Below are 13,282 nucleotides of genomic sequence, written 5' to 3'. Positions count from 1 at the left end.
GTCACTCGTCCAAGCCGGAGAGCTCGCCGATCACCTTGCTCGCCAGCGGGCCCAGCGTGGCCATGCCGTCGCGGATCGCGGCCCTGGTCCCCGGCAGGTTCACCACCAGGGTGCTGCCGGAGATACCGGCGACCCCGCGCGAGAGACCGGCGTCGAGCGAACCGGCCACCCGGCCCGAGGCCCGCAGCGCCTCGGTGATGCCGGGCAGATCCCGGTCCAGCACCTGAGTGGTCGCCTCCGGGGTGACGTCACGCGGGGACATCCCGGTGCCGCCGACCGAGATCACCAGGTCGACACCGCCGATCACCGCGGTGTTGAGGGCATTGCGGATCTCGACCTCCTCGGCCTGCACACTCACCGAGGCGTCGACCAGAAAGCCCGCCTCGTTGAGCAGTTCGGTGACGAGTGGGCCGAGCGAATCCACGCCGCCATGCGCCGTCCGATCGTCGACGACAACAACCAGTGCACGCCCTGCCACGGGAGCATCGATGTCCATGCTCATCACCGTAGCGCCTACACACGACAGCGCAGCGCTCGAGCGCATCATCGGCCACCCTCCGCCGCGGCGGCGGTCAGCGTGACCTCGACGGTCTCGGCATTGCCGCCCTGTTCGTCGGTGTAGGTGACCTTCACCTTGTCGCCGGGCTGGTGCGAACGCACCGCCGCGATCAAGGCGTCGCCGGAGTCGATCGGCCGGTCGCCGAGCCGGGTGATGATCGCGCCCGCGGGGATACCGGCCTCGTCCGCCGGACTGCCCGGCGTCACCTCGAGTACCCGGGCCGCGGTGTCCTGGGCGCGCAGTTTGATGCCGATCTGGGCGTAGGTGGCGTGGCCGGTCTTGATCAGTTCGTCGGCCACCCGGCGGGCCTGGTCGACCGGGATCGCGAAACCCAGTCCGATGGAGCCGCTCTGGGCCCCGGCCGCCTCGCCGCCGAGGCTGGCGATGGCGGTGTTGATGCCGATCAGCTTGCCCTGGGCGTCGACCAGGGCGCCGCCGGAATTGCCCGGGTTGATCGCGGCGTCGGTCTGGATCGCGTCGATCACCGGGTTCACCTGGCTGGGGACGCCCTCGCCGCTGGTGGAGACCGGGCGGTTCAGTGCCGAGACGATGCCGGTGGTGACCGTGCCCGCCAGGCCGAGCGGGGAACCGATGGCGATCACCGGCTGACCCACCGCGAGACCGTCGGAGGTGCCCAGTTCGATCGGGGTGAGCCCGGTCTTGCCGCTGACCTTGATCACGGCCAGATCCGAGACCGGATCGGCGCCGATCATCGTCGCCGGGGCGGTGCTGCCGTCGTTGAACACCACCTCCATCGTCGCGCCGCTGCCCGCGCCGGCGGCGACGTGGTTGTTGGTGAGGATCAGGCCGTCGGAGGACAGCACGACACCGGAGCCCTCCCCCGAGGCGCGGTTGCCCGCGACCTTGATCATCACCACGCTGGGGAGCACGCGCTGGGCGACCGCCTGGGTGGACCCGGCGGGCGCGTTGGCGACATTGTTCACCGAGGGTTTGGGCGCCTCGAGCGCATTGGTGACCTGGCCGGCCTCCGAACCGGTGGCCAGCACGCCGACCACCCCGCCGACACCGCCACTGACCAGTGCCAGCGCGGCGGCGCCCGCGACCAGGCCCAGCCGCAGCGGCTTGCGCTGGGCGACCGGGGCCTGCGTGTACTGGCCGGGTTGCCCACCCTGCGGCGGCAGGCCGAAGCCCTGCTCACCCTGCGAGGCGCCGAGGAATCCCTGCCCGAATCCCTGCGGTGGATATCCGGCGTCGGGTCCCGCGCCGTACTGCGGCGGCGCGAACGGCGCTTCCGGACCCGTGCCGTAACGCGACTCGGGACCGTGCTGCGGTTGTGCGCCGGTGCCGAAGCTGTGGGCGCCGGTGTGCGGCCCGGGGAAGGGCGCGCGCGGCGGCTCGGCGGGGTGATGATCCGCGCCGCCCGCGCCGGTCGCGGGGTGGTCCGCAGGTCGCTGCTGGGGATCGTCGGTCATGGTGTCTGTCTCCTCACGCTTGCTGTCCAGCATCGCGGCGAGTACTGAGAGGCGGCTGAGATCGCCCCGTCAGTTCGCCGAGACTCCGGCCCGCGGTCAGATCGCGTCGGCTTCGTCGGGGACGGCGGGCGCCTCGCCCGGCAGCACGATCCGGACCAGGACCCCACCCCGATCGGAGGTGTCCACCGCGATCGTGCCACCGTGCTTGGTCACCACCTGTTTGACGATGGCCAGCCCGAGCCCGGAACCGGGCATCGAACGCGAGGCGGTGGTCCGGTAGAAGCGCTCGAAGACCAGCTCGCGTTCACCCACCGGGATGCCGGGACCGGCGTCGCCGACGGCCAGTTCCAGCAGGCCCTCCCCCACCGGGCGCATGGTGACGCGCACCTCGGCGTCGGCCGGGCTCCACTTGGCGGCATTGTCGAGGACGTTGAGCACCGCGCGTTCCAGCCCGGCCTCGTGCCCGTAGACGAACCACGGCCGCAGCTCGGCGGCGAAGGTGATGGTGGCGCCGCGCCGCCGCGCCCGTTCCAGCGCCCGCTCGGCCACCTCACCCAGATCCACCCGTTCGTACACGGTCTCGGGGGCGTCCTCGCGGGCCAGGTCGACCAGGTCGCCGACCAGGGTGGACAGCTCCTCGATCTGGGCGACCACATCGGCGCGCAGCTCGGCCATGTCCTCGTCGGGCAGCTGGGGCGCGCCCGGCCTGCCGGAGGCGATGAGCAGCTCCATATTGGTGCGCAGCGAGGTCAGCGGGGTGCGCAGTTCGTGGCCCGCGTCGGCGACGAGACGGCGTTGACGGTCGCGGGATTCGGCGAGTGCGCGCAGCATGGTGTTGAAGCTCTCGGTGAGCCGGGCCAGTTCGTCGTCGCCGGTGACCGGGATCGGGGTCAGGTCGTCGGTGCGGGCGACGCGCTCGGTCGCGGCGGTCAGCCGGGCGATCGGGCGCAGGCCGGTGCGCCCGACCGCGGTGCCCGCCGCGGCGGCCAGCACGACACCGCACGCGCCGACAACGAACAGCAGCCAGGCCAGCCGGTCGAGCACCTCGCGGGTGCGGTAGAGCTTCTGGGAGATGATCAAGGTGGCGCCACTGTGCGTGCGCACGGCGAGCACCCGCTGGTCACCGACGGTGCGCAGCGACGAGTTGAGCTTGCCGTCGGCCACGGCGAGCTCCTGGGCGCCGACCGGCGGAATCGTCTGCTGCGGCGGCATGTACGGCTTGTGGTCGGCGTAGATCAGCGCGACGCCGACATCGTTGGAGAACAGCCCGGCCAGCACGATGGACTGGAAGCCCAGGGTCTCGAAATTGTTGTTGATCATGGTGGCCGCGCGCGCTTCGAGCTGGGCGTCGACATCTTCGTAGAGCGAGCGCGCCACCATCGCGTAGGCCGCGATGGAGGTGACCGCGACGGCGATCAGCACCACCGAGGCGGCCAGCAATGTCACCCGCCAGCGCAGCGAGACCGAGCGCGTCAGCGGCATCGGCGGGCGCATCTCGCCCGCGTCCGGTGGACGGCGCAGGGCCGCGACGGCCGGCTCCTTGTGTGCCATGCCCGCCGCCTACGGAGGGGTCTCGCGCAGCACGTAGCCGACGCCGCGCACCGTGTGGATCAGTCGCTGTTCGCCGTCGGCCTCGGTCTTGCGCCGCAAATAGCCGATGTAGACCTCGAGCGCGTTGCCGGAGGTCGGGAAGTCGTAGCCCCAGACCTCCTCGAGGATGCGCCCGCGGGTCAGCACCCGCCGCGGATTGGCCATCAACATCTCCAGCAACGAGAACTCGGTGCGGGTCAGGCTGATCGCGCGATCGGCTCGCGCGACCTCCCGGGTAACCGGATCCAGCGACAGATCGGCGAACACCATCGCCTCGGACGCCTCGCCGGCATCGGGCGTTCGCCTGCGCAGCAACGCGCGTAAACGCGCCAGCAATTCCTCCAACGCGAATGGCTTCGGCAAATAATCGTCGGCGCCCGCGTCCAGACCGGCCACCCGTTCGGAGACCGAATCGCGCGCGGTCAAAACGAGAATCGGCAGATCGTCGCCGGTGCTGCGCAGCCTGCGGCAGACTTCCAGCCCGTCCAGGCGCGGCATCATGACGTCGAGTACGAGGGCATCGGGCCTGGCAGCGGTCACTTTTTCGAGCGCGTCCATGCCGTCCACCGCCAGGTCGACGGTGTAGCCGTTGAAGCTCAGTGACCGGCGCAGTGATTCCCGCACGGCGCGATCGTCGTCGACTACCAGAATGCGCATGTGCCCAGTTTGCCGTGACCGACTGAGAACGCACTGAGAGGGGGCGTGGCGGTGCGTGGCGGGCCGGTTCCCCGGCAGCCGCGCGGCGAACGTTGGAGGTCTTGACAAAGCCACGCGAATCGTCTTTGTGTCAGCGCATATTCGGCGAATTTCCTAGGCAGTGGCCCGGATTGCCGTTGATCACCCAGCACGGTATCTTTCCTGCGGTATAACAAGACCTCCAGTTGGTTCTGCGCTCGCATCGCTCCGCGACCTCCCCGCGCGGGCCGGAGTCACACGTGGAAGCAGAGGCAACGCACGCGGATGGAACCTGCATCGCGCTCCTGGCAATTCAGCCTGTCCAACTGGTCGGTAACGCGCAAGGTCGGTGTGGTGCTGGTGCTACCGGTGATGCTGGCCACCGCCTTCGCCGTCCTGCGGATCAACAACGAACTACAGACGATGACCCAGCTCGGTGCCGCCACCGAGCAGGCCACCGTGCTGCGGCCGGTCGTCAAATTCGCCACCGCGACCGAGCAACTCGCCGTCGCCGCGACGGCCAACTGGGGTGCGATCGCCGACCCGCAGACCGACGCCGCGCTGACCACCTACGACCAGGCCCTCGCCGAGGTGCAGAGCGCGCTGCGCTCGGCCCGCATCGACCCCGCCGTCGCCGCTGACCTCACCGCGGCCACCGTCACCGGCGCCACCCTGCGCAACACCGTGCGCGGCGGCTCGCCGGCGATGGTCAGCGAGCAGACCGACGAGATCGGCGAGCGGATCGGCAACGCGCTGGCCAAGACCCCGCAGGTCGAGGACTTCGTCGTGCAGCGCTACTTCCTGCAGCTGACCGCGCTGCACCAGGCACGCCGGGTGCTCACCCGCGAGCGCACGCTGGTGGTCTCCCCGGAGGCGACCAGTACCCAGAGCGCGCGCGCCAAGATGCTCATCGAGCTCGGTTCCGAGTCGACCATGATCAAGACCTACGGCATGATCCTGCCGGAGAACGCGGGCGCGATGGCCTCGCTGCTGGACGCGGTGCAGACCAGGATCAGCGTGTTCAGCCAGAACAACGGCGATCCGACCACAAACGCCGCGGTGCTCAACACCTTGCAGGTCAGCGCCGACACCTACGCCTCGACCATCAACGCCCTGCTCGACACCATCGACAAGACCCTCGACACCAACACCGCCACCGCGCAGACCGCCGCGCTGCGCGAGACCACCCTGGTGCTCGGCATGTTGCTGGCCGGTCTGGCGCTGGCGCTGGCGGTGGCCCGCACGCTGGTCGTCCCGGTGCGCAGGCTGCGCCGCGACGCGCTCGAGGTCGCCCACGTGAAGCTGCCCGAGGAGCTGGCCGTGGTGCGCAGCGGCGGCGCGACCCCCGAGATCGCCCCGGTGGGTATCCATTCCACCGACGAGGTCGGCCAGCTCGCCCGCGCCGTCGACGAGATCCACGAGCAGGCGCTGAATCTGGCCGCCGACCAGGCACGCCTGCGCCTGCAGATCGGCAACATGTTCGAGACGCTGTCGCGGCGCAGCCAGTCGCTGGTCGAGCAGCAGCTCGCGCTCATCGAGGAACTCGAACACGACGAGGACAACCCGACGCGGCTGCAGACGCTGTTCCGCCTCGACCATCTTGCCACCCGCATGCGCCGCAACGGCGACAACCTGCTGGTGCTCGCCGGCACCGTGCTGCGCCGCGGTCATCTGCCGCCGGTGCCGCTGTCGGACATGCTCTGGAGCGCGGTCTCCCAGGTGGAGGACTACCAGCGCGTCGAGATCGGCAATGTGCCCGACGGTGTCGTGGCCGGTGAGTCCGCGGTCGACATCGAGCATCTGCTCGCCGAACTCATCGACAACGCGCTGCGCTACTCGCCGCCGAGCACCTCGGTGGCGGTCATCGTCGGGCGCGCGGTCGACGGCGGCTACCTGATCGAGATCACCGACCGCGGTCTCGGTATGTCGGCCGAGGATCTGCAGACCACCAACGACCGGCTCGCCTCCGGTGGTGAGGTCACCATCGAGACCGCCCGCCGGATGGGTCTTTTCGTGGTCGGCCGGCTGGCCAAGCGGCACACCATCACCGTCAGCCTGCGCCGCACCGCCGGGCAGGCACCGCAGCCCGGCATCACCGCGGGCGTGCATCTGCCCAACGCGCTGGTCGCGCCGTCGCCCGCGTCCTCGGGTCCGGCGACCGGGCCCAACCCGATCGTCGCGCCCGGCTCGGGCCCGATCGGCCCGCACGCGCTGACCCCGGCCGACATCACCGGCCCGAACCCGATCGTCGACCCCGATCTCGGCAGCCCGCTGCTGCCCTCGGCGGCGACCGGCCCGCAGCCGCTGATCGCGCCCGTGTCGTCCACCGGCTCGCATCCGCTGGTGCCGACCGGTCCGCAGCCGCTCGTGCCGACCGGACCGACCCTGGTCCCGCTCGATCCGAAGGCCCCGTTGACCGAAGCCGGTCTGCCGCAGCGCCGTCCGGGTGTCGTGCCGCCGCCGGTGCCCGAACCGGTGGCCGTGATCCGCGAGCCGATGCCCGCCGAGCCGGAACCCGAGCCCGAGGAACCGACCGGGCTGTGGGCCGAGCACGACACCGACGACCTGCCCGTCCCGGTGCCGGCGAGCACTGCCCCCGAGCCGACGGCGACCACACCGCGCCCCATCGGCCTGCCGCCGCGCCTGACGGCGCCGTCACTCGCCGACGCCCACACCCCCGAACCCACCCCGGCTCCGGAACCCGAGCCGATCCCGGAGCCGTTACCGCGGCCCGTCGAGGCCGACCCGGCGCCCACCACGAGTACCCGGCTGCAACCGGTGACCGGCGAGGCGCCGACCCCCATCTATCAGCGGATGGTCTCGGAATGGCTGGTCGAACCCGCCACCGCGCCCGTCGAATCGAGCGCGCCCGCGCCCTCGTGGAGCGCGCCCGGTGACGACGGCTGGTCGGCCGCGGCCAGTGCCGATCATCCGTCGACCTCCTCACGTACCGTCGGCGGCCTGCCGATCCGGCGGCCGGGCGCCCAGCTGGTGCCCGGTGGTCTCACGCCGGCCGAGGAAGCGGGCCCGCGCGATCCCGAGGAGATCCGCAACAACTTGACCCGACATCTCAGCGGCGTGCGAAGCGGCCGCGCCGAGATCCAGCACAACGACGGAGGCCTCGAATGAGCAACGCGCATCCCACAGACGAGAACCTGAACTGGCTGGTGGCCCGCTTCACCAGGGATGTGCCCGGGGTCTCGCACGCGGTGCTCGTCTCCGCCGACGGTCTGCTGCAGGCGACCAGTCCGCACCTGCCGTCCGAGCGCGCCGAGCAGCTGGCGGCGGTGACCGCAGGCCTGGCGAGCCTGTCGATGGGTGCCGCGCACCTGTTCGACGGCGGCAAGGTGATGCAGTCGATCGTGGAGATGCAGCGTGGCTACCTGCTGGTGATGAGTGTCGGAAACGGCTCGCACCTGGCGGTGCTGGCCAACAAGAGCCACGACATCGGCCGGATCGGCTACGAGATGGCGTTGCTCGTCGACCGGGTGGGCTCGGCGGTCACCGCCACCGCCCGCTCCGCCGGCTGAGGTGAGATGTCGAGCCCATACGGATCTGAAAACCGGCCGACGACCCGGGTCAGGCCCTACGCGCTGACCTCCGGCCGCACCGAACCCGCCGTCGCGCTGCCGCTGGAGGCGGTGATCGAGACGGTTTCCTATACCGCACACCTGGAATGGCCCGCAGGCGATCTGCGGACCGAAATCGTGCGTCTCGGCACACATCGGCTCTCGGTCGCCGAAATCGCCGCATACCTCGGGCGCCCACTGGGTATGGTCCGGGTGATGATCGGTGATCTCGTAGTGGGCGGGATTCTTCGAGTGCATTCGACGCTGACCGAGCAGGCGAGCTACGACGAACGACGATCACTGATGGAGAGGACTTTGCGTGGACTCCGTGGCCTCTGAGGGGATGCGCCCACCGACACCGGATCAACGGGTCGCGTCGACGAAGATCGTCGTGGCCGGTGGTTTCGGCGCCGGCAAAACCACTTTCGTCGGTGCGGTCTCGGAGATCGTGCCGCTGCGCACCGAAGCGATGGTGACTCACTTCTCCGACGGCATCGACGATCTCGCCGAGACGCCGGAGAAGGAGACCACCACCGTCGCGATGGACTTCGGCCGCATCGTGCTGCCGGGCAACCTGGTGCTGTACCTGTTCGGCACGCCGGGCCAGAAGCGGTTCTGGTTCATGTGGGACGACCTGATCCGCGGCGCCATCGGTGCTGTGGTGCTGATCGATACCCGCAGGCTGGAAGACAGTTTCGCCGCGGTCGACTTCTTCGAGGCGCGTGGTCTGCCGTTCCTGATCGCGGTCAACCGTTTCCCCAACGCCCCCCGCTTCCCCATCGCCGAACTGCGCGAAGCGCTCTCGGTGCGCGAGGGCATCCCGATCGTCGACATCGACGCGCGCAATGCCGTCGAGGTCCGTCAGGCGCTGGCGGCGGTGACCGAATACGCCATCGCCCAGCTCGAACCGCAGGAATTCGAGGGGGCGGGCAGGCGTGGTTGACACGCTCGCCGCGACCGGAGCAGACACGTTCGGACGCGGGGGCGGCATCGCCTGGCTCGCGGTCGCGCTCTCCACACTCGGCGCGCTGGTGGCTTTCGCCTGCGTGCGCCACGCGAAGTACTCGATCAAGTTCCGCCTGCTCTGGTTGACGATGGCGGCGGTCTCGCTCGGCGGCGTCGGGCTCTGGCTGGCGAATTCGGTGGCGTTGCTGGGCGTTCGGGTGCACGACAGCCCCGTGCGCTACAGCGCCCCGATCGGCACCTCGGCGCTGGCCATCGCGGTGGTCGGCGTGCTGGCCGGCCTGCTGATCAGCGGCCGGACGCCGCAGCTGCCCCGGCTGATCATCGGCGGGCTGACCATGGGCCTGGGCACCGGGCTCTCGACCTATCTGACCCTGGACGCGCTCGCCGTGCAGGGCACCGTCGAGGAGTCGCTGCCGATCATCGGGCTCGCGGTGCTGGCGTCGATGGCGTTGTGCGTGGCGACGCTGTGGGCGTTCCAGACAGTGCGGCTGATCGGCCTGCGTGTCCTGGCGTCGGTGCTGTTCGCGCTCGGTGTCGCCGGGGTGTACTACCTCGGGGTCTCGGCGCTGGAGTTCGCGGTCGACCCGGGCAATCTCGCGCCCGAGGGACTGCAGCTGTTCGACCTGGTGTTCCCGATGTTCGTGCTCGGCGCGCTGGGGCTGACGGTGCCGATCACCGCGGTGCTGGTGGCGCCGGATCGGCGCGATGTCGTGGCGCCCTCGACGACCAGCTAACGTCCGGTTTGCCGGAATATTTGTGGACGTCCGCCCCATTCGCGAAATCCTGCGCGTGGGGCCCGATCCGGCCCGAAAACCGCCCCTGAAGTGGCGATGAGCGGGTTCTCCGTCACCGGAGAACCCGCCCTCCCGCACGAGAGTACATACCTGTCTACAACTCCGCATCAGGTGTTCCGGAATTCTCTTGTGCGAGAAAACAAACCGCGAGTCGGTAACGAGGTCGCCAGCAATCGACCGGCAAGCCGCCGACCCGGTTCATGCCAAGTGGCGTGCGTCACATCGTTAACCAGGCAATTGCCCTGTCGGCGCCGCAGAGCCGTGAACAGGCACAACAGCTCCCACGCAAGACCCCTGAACAGCAGAGTCCCACGAACCGCCCAGCCACGGCGCGTTCGGACCCCACACCGCACCCGCGCGGACTATCGTCGCGAACAGGGCGCGTCCGTCTCGCCCAGCACATCCCAGGTTCGTCCGAAGGAGTTCGTATGGCCGTCAACGTGGTGCTCGACAAAGTTCTCGACAAGGAATTCGAGAACAAGACGCTCGAAGAGATCCTCGCCGCGCCGCCGTCAGCCCTGGCCGGCCTCACCGAGGCGCACGACAAGCAGCTGCTCGACGCGCTGAAGATCAAGACCATCGCCGATCTGGGCAACAACAAGTTCTTCCAGCTCGCCGCGACCTTGGTCGAACTGTCCAAGCGCGAGGGCTGAAAGCCCTTATCAGCAACGGCCTGCCAGGTTTCCCTGGCAGGCCGTTGTGGTGTCGGTACCCCGACTCCGGTGCCGCGCGTCCCTCAGATCCGCGAAGGGTCGATCAGGCCACGTCGCACAGCGTTGACGATACGGCGTGGCACCCGGTATTCGACGCCCGCCACGGTCACCGGGACCAGCTGCGGTGCGCTCGCCTTCCACTGCGAACGCCTGCTGCGGGTGTTCGAGCGCGACATCCTGCGCTTGGGAACCGCCATGGGTCAGCCCTCCTTGCCCGCGCGCGCACGCTTTCCGTACTTGCGCTCGAATTTCTCCACCCGGCCCTGGGTGTCGAGGTTGCGATGGGTGCCCGTCCAGAACGGGTGCGAATCCGAGGTCACGTCCACCATCAGCAACGGGTACGTGTTGCCGTCTGTCCAGTCGACGGTCCGGTCGCTGGTCGCGGTGGATCGGGTCAGGAACTGCTTGCCGGTGCTCGCGTCCTCGAACACGACCGGGTGGTAGTCGGGGTGGATACCCGTTCTCATGGCGTTTCTCCTCTCGGGTTGGTGCGCTCGCTCGCCGTGGCGGGAGCCTCGGCCGGATCGGCGCACGGGTCTTCGTGCCAGTCGCCGAAGGGGTCCTCCCACAGCGCGACTCGCTCCGGCGCACGGTCGACCAGCAGCAGCTCGTCGTCCTCGACCAGCGCCCAGTGCAGGGCGTGCCGGATCTCGGCGGGGTCGACGTCGTGGGCCAGGATCACCAGCGACACATCGCGATCGCCGAAACGCTCGTCCCAGCGCAGCGCGGCCATCGCCCGGCGATCGGGATCGGCGCCCGCCTGCTCCGCCGGTGTCATGGCCGCCAGCCAGCGCCCGGCGCCGCCGACCCGCAGACCACCGCCCGCGGATTCGAGCCAGACCACCTGATCGGGCTGGGTCGCGAGCCAGATCCGGCCGCGCGCGGTGACCACGCCGTCGAAGAGCACGTCCAGGGCGTCGTGCAGGCGGACCGGATGGAACGGCCTGCGCGCGGCGAATTCGATGAGCGTGACACCGCAGTCGGTGCTCAGCGGCGGCTGGCCGCGCAGCAGCGGAGCGTGCGCGTCGAAGATCCGGCCGCGCCGGGCATCGGCGGGCACGCGGGTCAGCAGCGCGCCGATCTCCATGGCGTCGAAGCCGTCGAGCGCGTCGAGCCAGGCCACCGGGGCCGCGGGCGCGAGCCGGTCCAGGACCGCGCCGAGCCGTTCGCGCTCGAACGCGTCCGCGGCCAGCACCACCAGCGCGTCGGCGAAATCGACCTGCCCGACCGCGACCTGGGCGACCGTGCGCTCGTCGTCGGCGGCGGCCAGGCCGCGATCGGCCAGCGCCTCGTCGCCGGTGGCATCGGCCAGCCACTGCTGCCCGTCCAGGCAGGTCAGCACGGCCTCGATCCGCACGTTGCGGCTCGCGGGACCGTCGACCCGATCGGCCACTCCGGTGACCACGACGGTCTCGATCGCCTGGCACAGCGCCTCGGCCTCGATCGCCGGATCCAGGGCGAGCACGATGCGGCGCACCGGCTCGCGCGCGGCGAGCGTGCACAGCATCGGCAGCAGATCCGCGCGCAGCGTGCACGACACGCAGCCGTGCGCCAGCTCGAGCACCGTGGTCGTGGTGTTTCCCGCGGTGCGCACGGTGCGGCGCACCACGCCTTCGCGTAGTTCGGCGAGGTCGTGGTGCACCACCACGGTGCCCGCGTCCTCGCTCAGCGTCGCCGCGATGTGCTCGACGCCGCGCATGGCGGGTCCGGAGAAGCCGGCCAGCAGCACCACGGGCGTTCTCCGGTCGGATTGGTCCAGCACCCGGCACCCCTTTCGATAACGATTTTCATTTACCCGAGGCCCAACGGTACAGTGCGGAATACCTGTTGTCGAAAATGGTTGTCATCACCATGGAGGGAGGTCGCATGTCGGCCCACTGCCAGGTCACCGGTCGCAAGCCCGGGTTCGGGAAAGCCGTCTCGCACTCGCACCGGCGCACCAACCGGCGCTGGAACCCCAATATCCAGCGCAAGACCTACTACCTACCCAGCGAGGGCCGTCGCATCACGCTGACGGTCTCCGCCAAGGGCATCAAGACCATCGACCGGGACGGGATCGAGGCCGTGGTGGCCCGCATCCGCGCCCGGGGCGACAAGATCTAGGAGCTGATCCATGGCCTCGAAAGCAACCGAACTCCGGCCGATCGTGAAACTGAAGTCCACCGCGGGCACCGGCTACACCTATGTCACCCGCAAGAACCGGCGCAACGACCCCGACCGCCTGGTCCTGCGCAAATACGACCCCGTTGTGCGCAAGCACGTCGATTTCCGCGAGGAGCGCTGATGGCGAAGAAGTCCAAGATCGCCCGCAACGAGCAGCGGCGCGCGATCGTCGAACGCTACGCCGCGCGCCGGGCCGAGCTCAAAGAACTCATCCGCAAGCCGGGCACCGACGACGAGGTGCGCGCGGCCGCACAGGCCGAACTGCGCGCCCAGCCGCGCGATGCCAGTCCGGTACGATTGCGCAATCGGGATGCTGCTGATGGACGGCCACGCGGCCATCTCCGGAAGTTCGGCCTTTCCCGTGTCCGTGTGCGCGAGATGGCCCACCGGGGCGAGCTCCCCGGGGTCCACAAATCGAGCTGGTAAGGAAAATTCCATGGCAGTGAAGCGAGCACCGTCCAAGAAGGCCCGCGCCGAGCAGGGCCGCAAGCCGAAGAAGAACCCGCTGATCGCCGCGGGCATCGAATACGTCGACTACAAAGACGTCAACCTGCTGCGCACCTTCATCTCCGACCGCGGCAAGATCCGCAGCCGCCGGGTCACCGGGCTGACCCCGCAGCAGCAGCGACAGGTCGCCGTCGCGGTGAAGAACGCGCGCGAGATGGCGTTGCTGCCGTTCACCACGACGAAGTAGACGCCGGCACGAAAATGGCCCCGAGGCAACAGGGCGGTTTCCAGGGGTCGTCGCAACACTGCGTGGTGTTAGGCGGTAAGTAGATCACGCAAACGCTCGGCTGGGGTATCCCAGTCGAGCGCTTTG

At 69.7% G+C, this 13,282-nt stretch carries 17 protein-coding genes; 10 read left to right on the top strand and 7 right to left on the bottom strand.

Annotated elements, in window-relative coordinates; all coding sequences use genetic code 11:
* Position 1 precedes the first annotated feature (1 nt).
* The 4 genes from ACFXK0_RS10775 to ACFXK0_RS10760 form a co-directional block, all read right to left on the bottom strand.
* On the bottom strand, positions 2 to 547 hold the full coding sequence (locus ACFXK0_RS10775) for a molybdenum cofactor biosynthesis protein B (RefSeq protein WP_375930051.1): 546 nt from the start codon (positions 545 to 547) through the stop codon (positions 2 to 4).
* Entirely contained in the window at positions 544 to 1,992 is a 1,449-nt protein-coding gene (locus ACFXK0_RS10770; protein ID WP_379409846.1) for a S1C family serine protease, read from the bottom strand. The genes ACFXK0_RS10775 and ACFXK0_RS10770 overlap by 4 nt, the downstream gene beginning before the upstream one ends.
* Positions 1,993 to 2,088: 96 nt before the next feature.
* Positions 2,089 to 3,543, bottom strand: coding sequence for an ATP-binding protein (locus ACFXK0_RS10765; protein ID WP_379409845.1), 1,455 nt, complete (start codon positions 3,541 to 3,543; stop codon positions 2,089 to 2,091).
* Positions 3,544 to 3,552: 9 nt separating this feature from the next.
* The gene (locus ACFXK0_RS10760) at positions 3,553 to 4,239 is read right to left on the bottom strand and encodes a response regulator transcription factor (protein WP_379409844.1); all 687 of its coding nucleotides are present in this window, start codon (positions 4,237 to 4,239) and stop codon (positions 3,553 to 3,555) included.
* Between the two features lie 303 nt (positions 4,240 to 4,542).
* Here ACFXK0_RS10760 and ACFXK0_RS10755 point away from each other — a divergent pair, with 303 nt between their 5' ends.
* The 6 genes from ACFXK0_RS10755 (at position 4,543) to ACFXK0_RS10730 (ending at position 10,239) form a co-directional block, all read left to right on the top strand.
* A complete protein-coding gene (locus tag ACFXK0_RS10755) occupies positions 4,543 to 7,386 on the top strand; it encodes an ATP-binding protein (RefSeq protein ID WP_379409843.1) in 2,844 nt (947 codons plus the stop codon).
* The gene (locus tag ACFXK0_RS10750; RefSeq protein WP_379409842.1) at positions 7,383 to 7,787 is read left to right on the top strand and encodes a roadblock/LC7 domain-containing protein; all 405 of its coding nucleotides are present in this window, start codon (positions 7,383 to 7,385) and stop codon (positions 7,785 to 7,787) included. The genes ACFXK0_RS10755 and ACFXK0_RS10750 overlap by 4 nt, the downstream gene beginning before the upstream one ends.
* Before the next feature lie 6 nt (positions 7,788 to 7,793).
* Complete coding sequence (locus tag ACFXK0_RS10745) at positions 7,794 to 8,165, top strand: DUF742 domain-containing protein (RefSeq protein ID WP_379409841.1); 372 nt, start codon at positions 7,794 to 7,796, stop codon at positions 8,163 to 8,165.
* 4 nt (positions 8,166 to 8,169) lie between these two features.
* Positions 8,170 to 8,769 (top strand): ATP/GTP-binding protein, encoded by a 600-nt coding sequence (locus ACFXK0_RS10740; protein WP_379410151.1) that lies wholly within the window; start codon positions 8,170 to 8,172, stop codon positions 8,767 to 8,769.
* The gene (locus ACFXK0_RS10735; protein ID WP_379409839.1) at positions 8,762 to 9,526 is read left to right on the top strand and encodes a hypothetical protein; all 765 of its coding nucleotides are present in this window, start codon (positions 8,762 to 8,764) and stop codon (positions 9,524 to 9,526) included. The genes ACFXK0_RS10740 and ACFXK0_RS10735 overlap by 8 nt, the downstream gene beginning before the upstream one ends.
* Positions 9,527 to 10,014: 488 nt before the next feature.
* Positions 10,015 to 10,239 carry a hypothetical protein gene (locus ACFXK0_RS10730; RefSeq protein WP_379409837.1) on the top strand — a complete coding sequence of 75 codons (225 nt, stop codon included), beginning with the start codon at positions 10,015 to 10,017 and terminating at the stop codon, positions 10,237 to 10,239.
* An 83-nt stretch (positions 10,240 to 10,322) separates the two neighbouring features.
* On the opposite strand, the gene rpmF is transcribed toward ACFXK0_RS10730, so the two are convergent.
* Genes rpmF through mrf form a run of 3 tightly spaced genes read right to left on the bottom strand, consistent with a single transcriptional unit; the run spans position 10,323 to position 12,061 of the window.
* Positions 10,323 to 10,496, bottom strand: a complete 174-nt coding sequence (gene rpmF / locus ACFXK0_RS10725) for a 50S ribosomal protein L32 (protein WP_379409836.1) — start codon at positions 10,494 to 10,496, stop codon at positions 10,323 to 10,325.
* 3 nt (positions 10,497 to 10,499) lie between these two features.
* Complete coding sequence (locus ACFXK0_RS10720; RefSeq protein WP_379409835.1) at positions 10,500 to 10,766, bottom strand: type B 50S ribosomal protein L31; 267 nt, start codon at positions 10,764 to 10,766, stop codon at positions 10,500 to 10,502.
* Positions 10,763 to 12,061 (bottom strand): ribosome hibernation factor-recruiting GTPase MRF, encoded by a 1,299-nt coding sequence (mrf, locus tag ACFXK0_RS10715; RefSeq protein ID WP_379409834.1) that lies wholly within the window; start codon positions 12,059 to 12,061, stop codon positions 10,763 to 10,765. The genes ACFXK0_RS10720 and mrf overlap by 4 nt, the downstream gene beginning before the upstream one ends.
* Before the next feature lie 104 nt (positions 12,062 to 12,165).
* Between mrf and rpmB the strand changes: the two genes are divergently transcribed.
* Genes rpmB through rpsR form a run of 4 tightly spaced genes read left to right on the top strand, consistent with a single transcriptional unit; the run spans position 12,166 to position 13,156 of the window.
* Complete coding sequence (gene rpmB / locus ACFXK0_RS10710; RefSeq protein WP_019049258.1) at positions 12,166 to 12,402, top strand: 50S ribosomal protein L28; 237 nt, start codon at positions 12,166 to 12,168, stop codon at positions 12,400 to 12,402.
* Positions 12,403 to 12,412: 10 nt separating this feature from the next.
* Positions 12,413 to 12,583 (top strand): 50S ribosomal protein L33, encoded by a 171-nt coding sequence (gene rpmG / locus ACFXK0_RS10705; RefSeq protein ID WP_278261372.1) that lies wholly within the window; start codon positions 12,413 to 12,415, stop codon positions 12,581 to 12,583.
* On the top strand, positions 12,583 to 12,888 hold the full coding sequence (gene rpsN, locus ACFXK0_RS10700) for a 30S ribosomal protein S14 (protein ID WP_379409833.1): 306 nt from the start codon (positions 12,583 to 12,585) through the stop codon (positions 12,886 to 12,888). Before rpmG ends, rpsN begins: the two co-directional genes overlap by 1 nt.
* A 10-nt stretch (positions 12,889 to 12,898) precedes the next feature.
* On the top strand, positions 12,899 to 13,156 hold the full coding sequence (rpsR, locus tag ACFXK0_RS10695; protein WP_067979995.1) for a 30S ribosomal protein S18: 258 nt from the start codon (positions 12,899 to 12,901) through the stop codon (positions 13,154 to 13,156).
* Positions 13,157 to 13,282 lie beyond the last annotated feature (126 nt).

The organism is Nocardia sp. NPDC059177, assembly GCF_042755165.1.
Taxonomy (GTDB): domain Bacteria; phylum Actinomycetota; class Actinomycetes; order Mycobacteriales; family Mycobacteriaceae; genus Nocardia.
This window is presented reverse-complemented; position numbering and strand designations above follow the sequence as displayed.

Bases quoted from the DNA above. Each gene is read 5' to 3' on its own strand.
- rpsR (WP_067979995.1), top strand. From the start codon at position 12,899: ATGGCAGTGAAGCGAGCACCGTCCAAGAAGGCCCGCGCCGAGCAGGGC.
- ACFXK0_RS10755 (WP_379409843.1), top strand. From the start codon at position 4,543: ATGGAACCTGCATCGCGCTCCTGGCAATTCAGCCTGTCCAACTGGTCG.
- ACFXK0_RS10770 (WP_379409846.1), bottom strand. From the start codon at position 1,992: ATGACCGACGATCCCCAGCAGCGACCTGCGGACCACCCCGCGACCGGC.
- rpmG (WP_278261372.1), top strand. From the start codon at position 12,413: ATGGCCTCGAAAGCAACCGAACTCCGGCCGATCGTGAAACTGAAGTCC.
- rpmB (WP_019049258.1), top strand. From the start codon at position 12,166: ATGTCGGCCCACTGCCAGGTCACCGGTCGCAAGCCCGGGTTCGGGAAA.
- rpsN (WP_379409833.1), top strand. From the start codon at position 12,583: ATGGCGAAGAAGTCCAAGATCGCCCGCAACGAGCAGCGGCGCGCGATC.
- ACFXK0_RS10775 (WP_375930051.1), bottom strand. From the start codon at position 547: ATGATGCGCTCGAGCGCTGCGCTGTCGTGTGTAGGCGCTACGGTGATG.
- ACFXK0_RS10760 (WP_379409844.1), bottom strand. From the start codon at position 4,239: ATGCGCATTCTGGTAGTCGACGACGATCGCGCCGTGCGGGAATCACTG.
- rpmF (WP_379409836.1), bottom strand. From the start codon at position 10,496: ATGGCGGTTCCCAAGCGCAGGATGTCGCGCTCGAACACCCGCAGCAGG.
- ACFXK0_RS10745 (WP_379409841.1), top strand. From the start codon at position 7,794: ATGTCGAGCCCATACGGATCTGAAAACCGGCCGACGACCCGGGTCAGG.
- ACFXK0_RS10750 (WP_379409842.1), top strand. From the start codon at position 7,383: ATGAGCAACGCGCATCCCACAGACGAGAACCTGAACTGGCTGGTGGCC.
- ACFXK0_RS10765 (WP_379409845.1), bottom strand. From the start codon at position 3,543: ATGGCACACAAGGAGCCGGCCGTCGCGGCCCTGCGCCGTCCACCGGAC.
- ACFXK0_RS10720 (WP_379409835.1), bottom strand. From the start codon at position 10,766: ATGAGAACGGGTATCCACCCCGACTACCACCCGGTCGTGTTCGAGGAC.
- ACFXK0_RS10740 (WP_379410151.1), top strand. From the start codon at position 8,170: ATGCGCCCACCGACACCGGATCAACGGGTCGCGTCGACGAAGATCGTC.
- ACFXK0_RS10730 (WP_379409837.1), top strand. From the start codon at position 10,015: ATGGCCGTCAACGTGGTGCTCGACAAAGTTCTCGACAAGGAATTCGAG.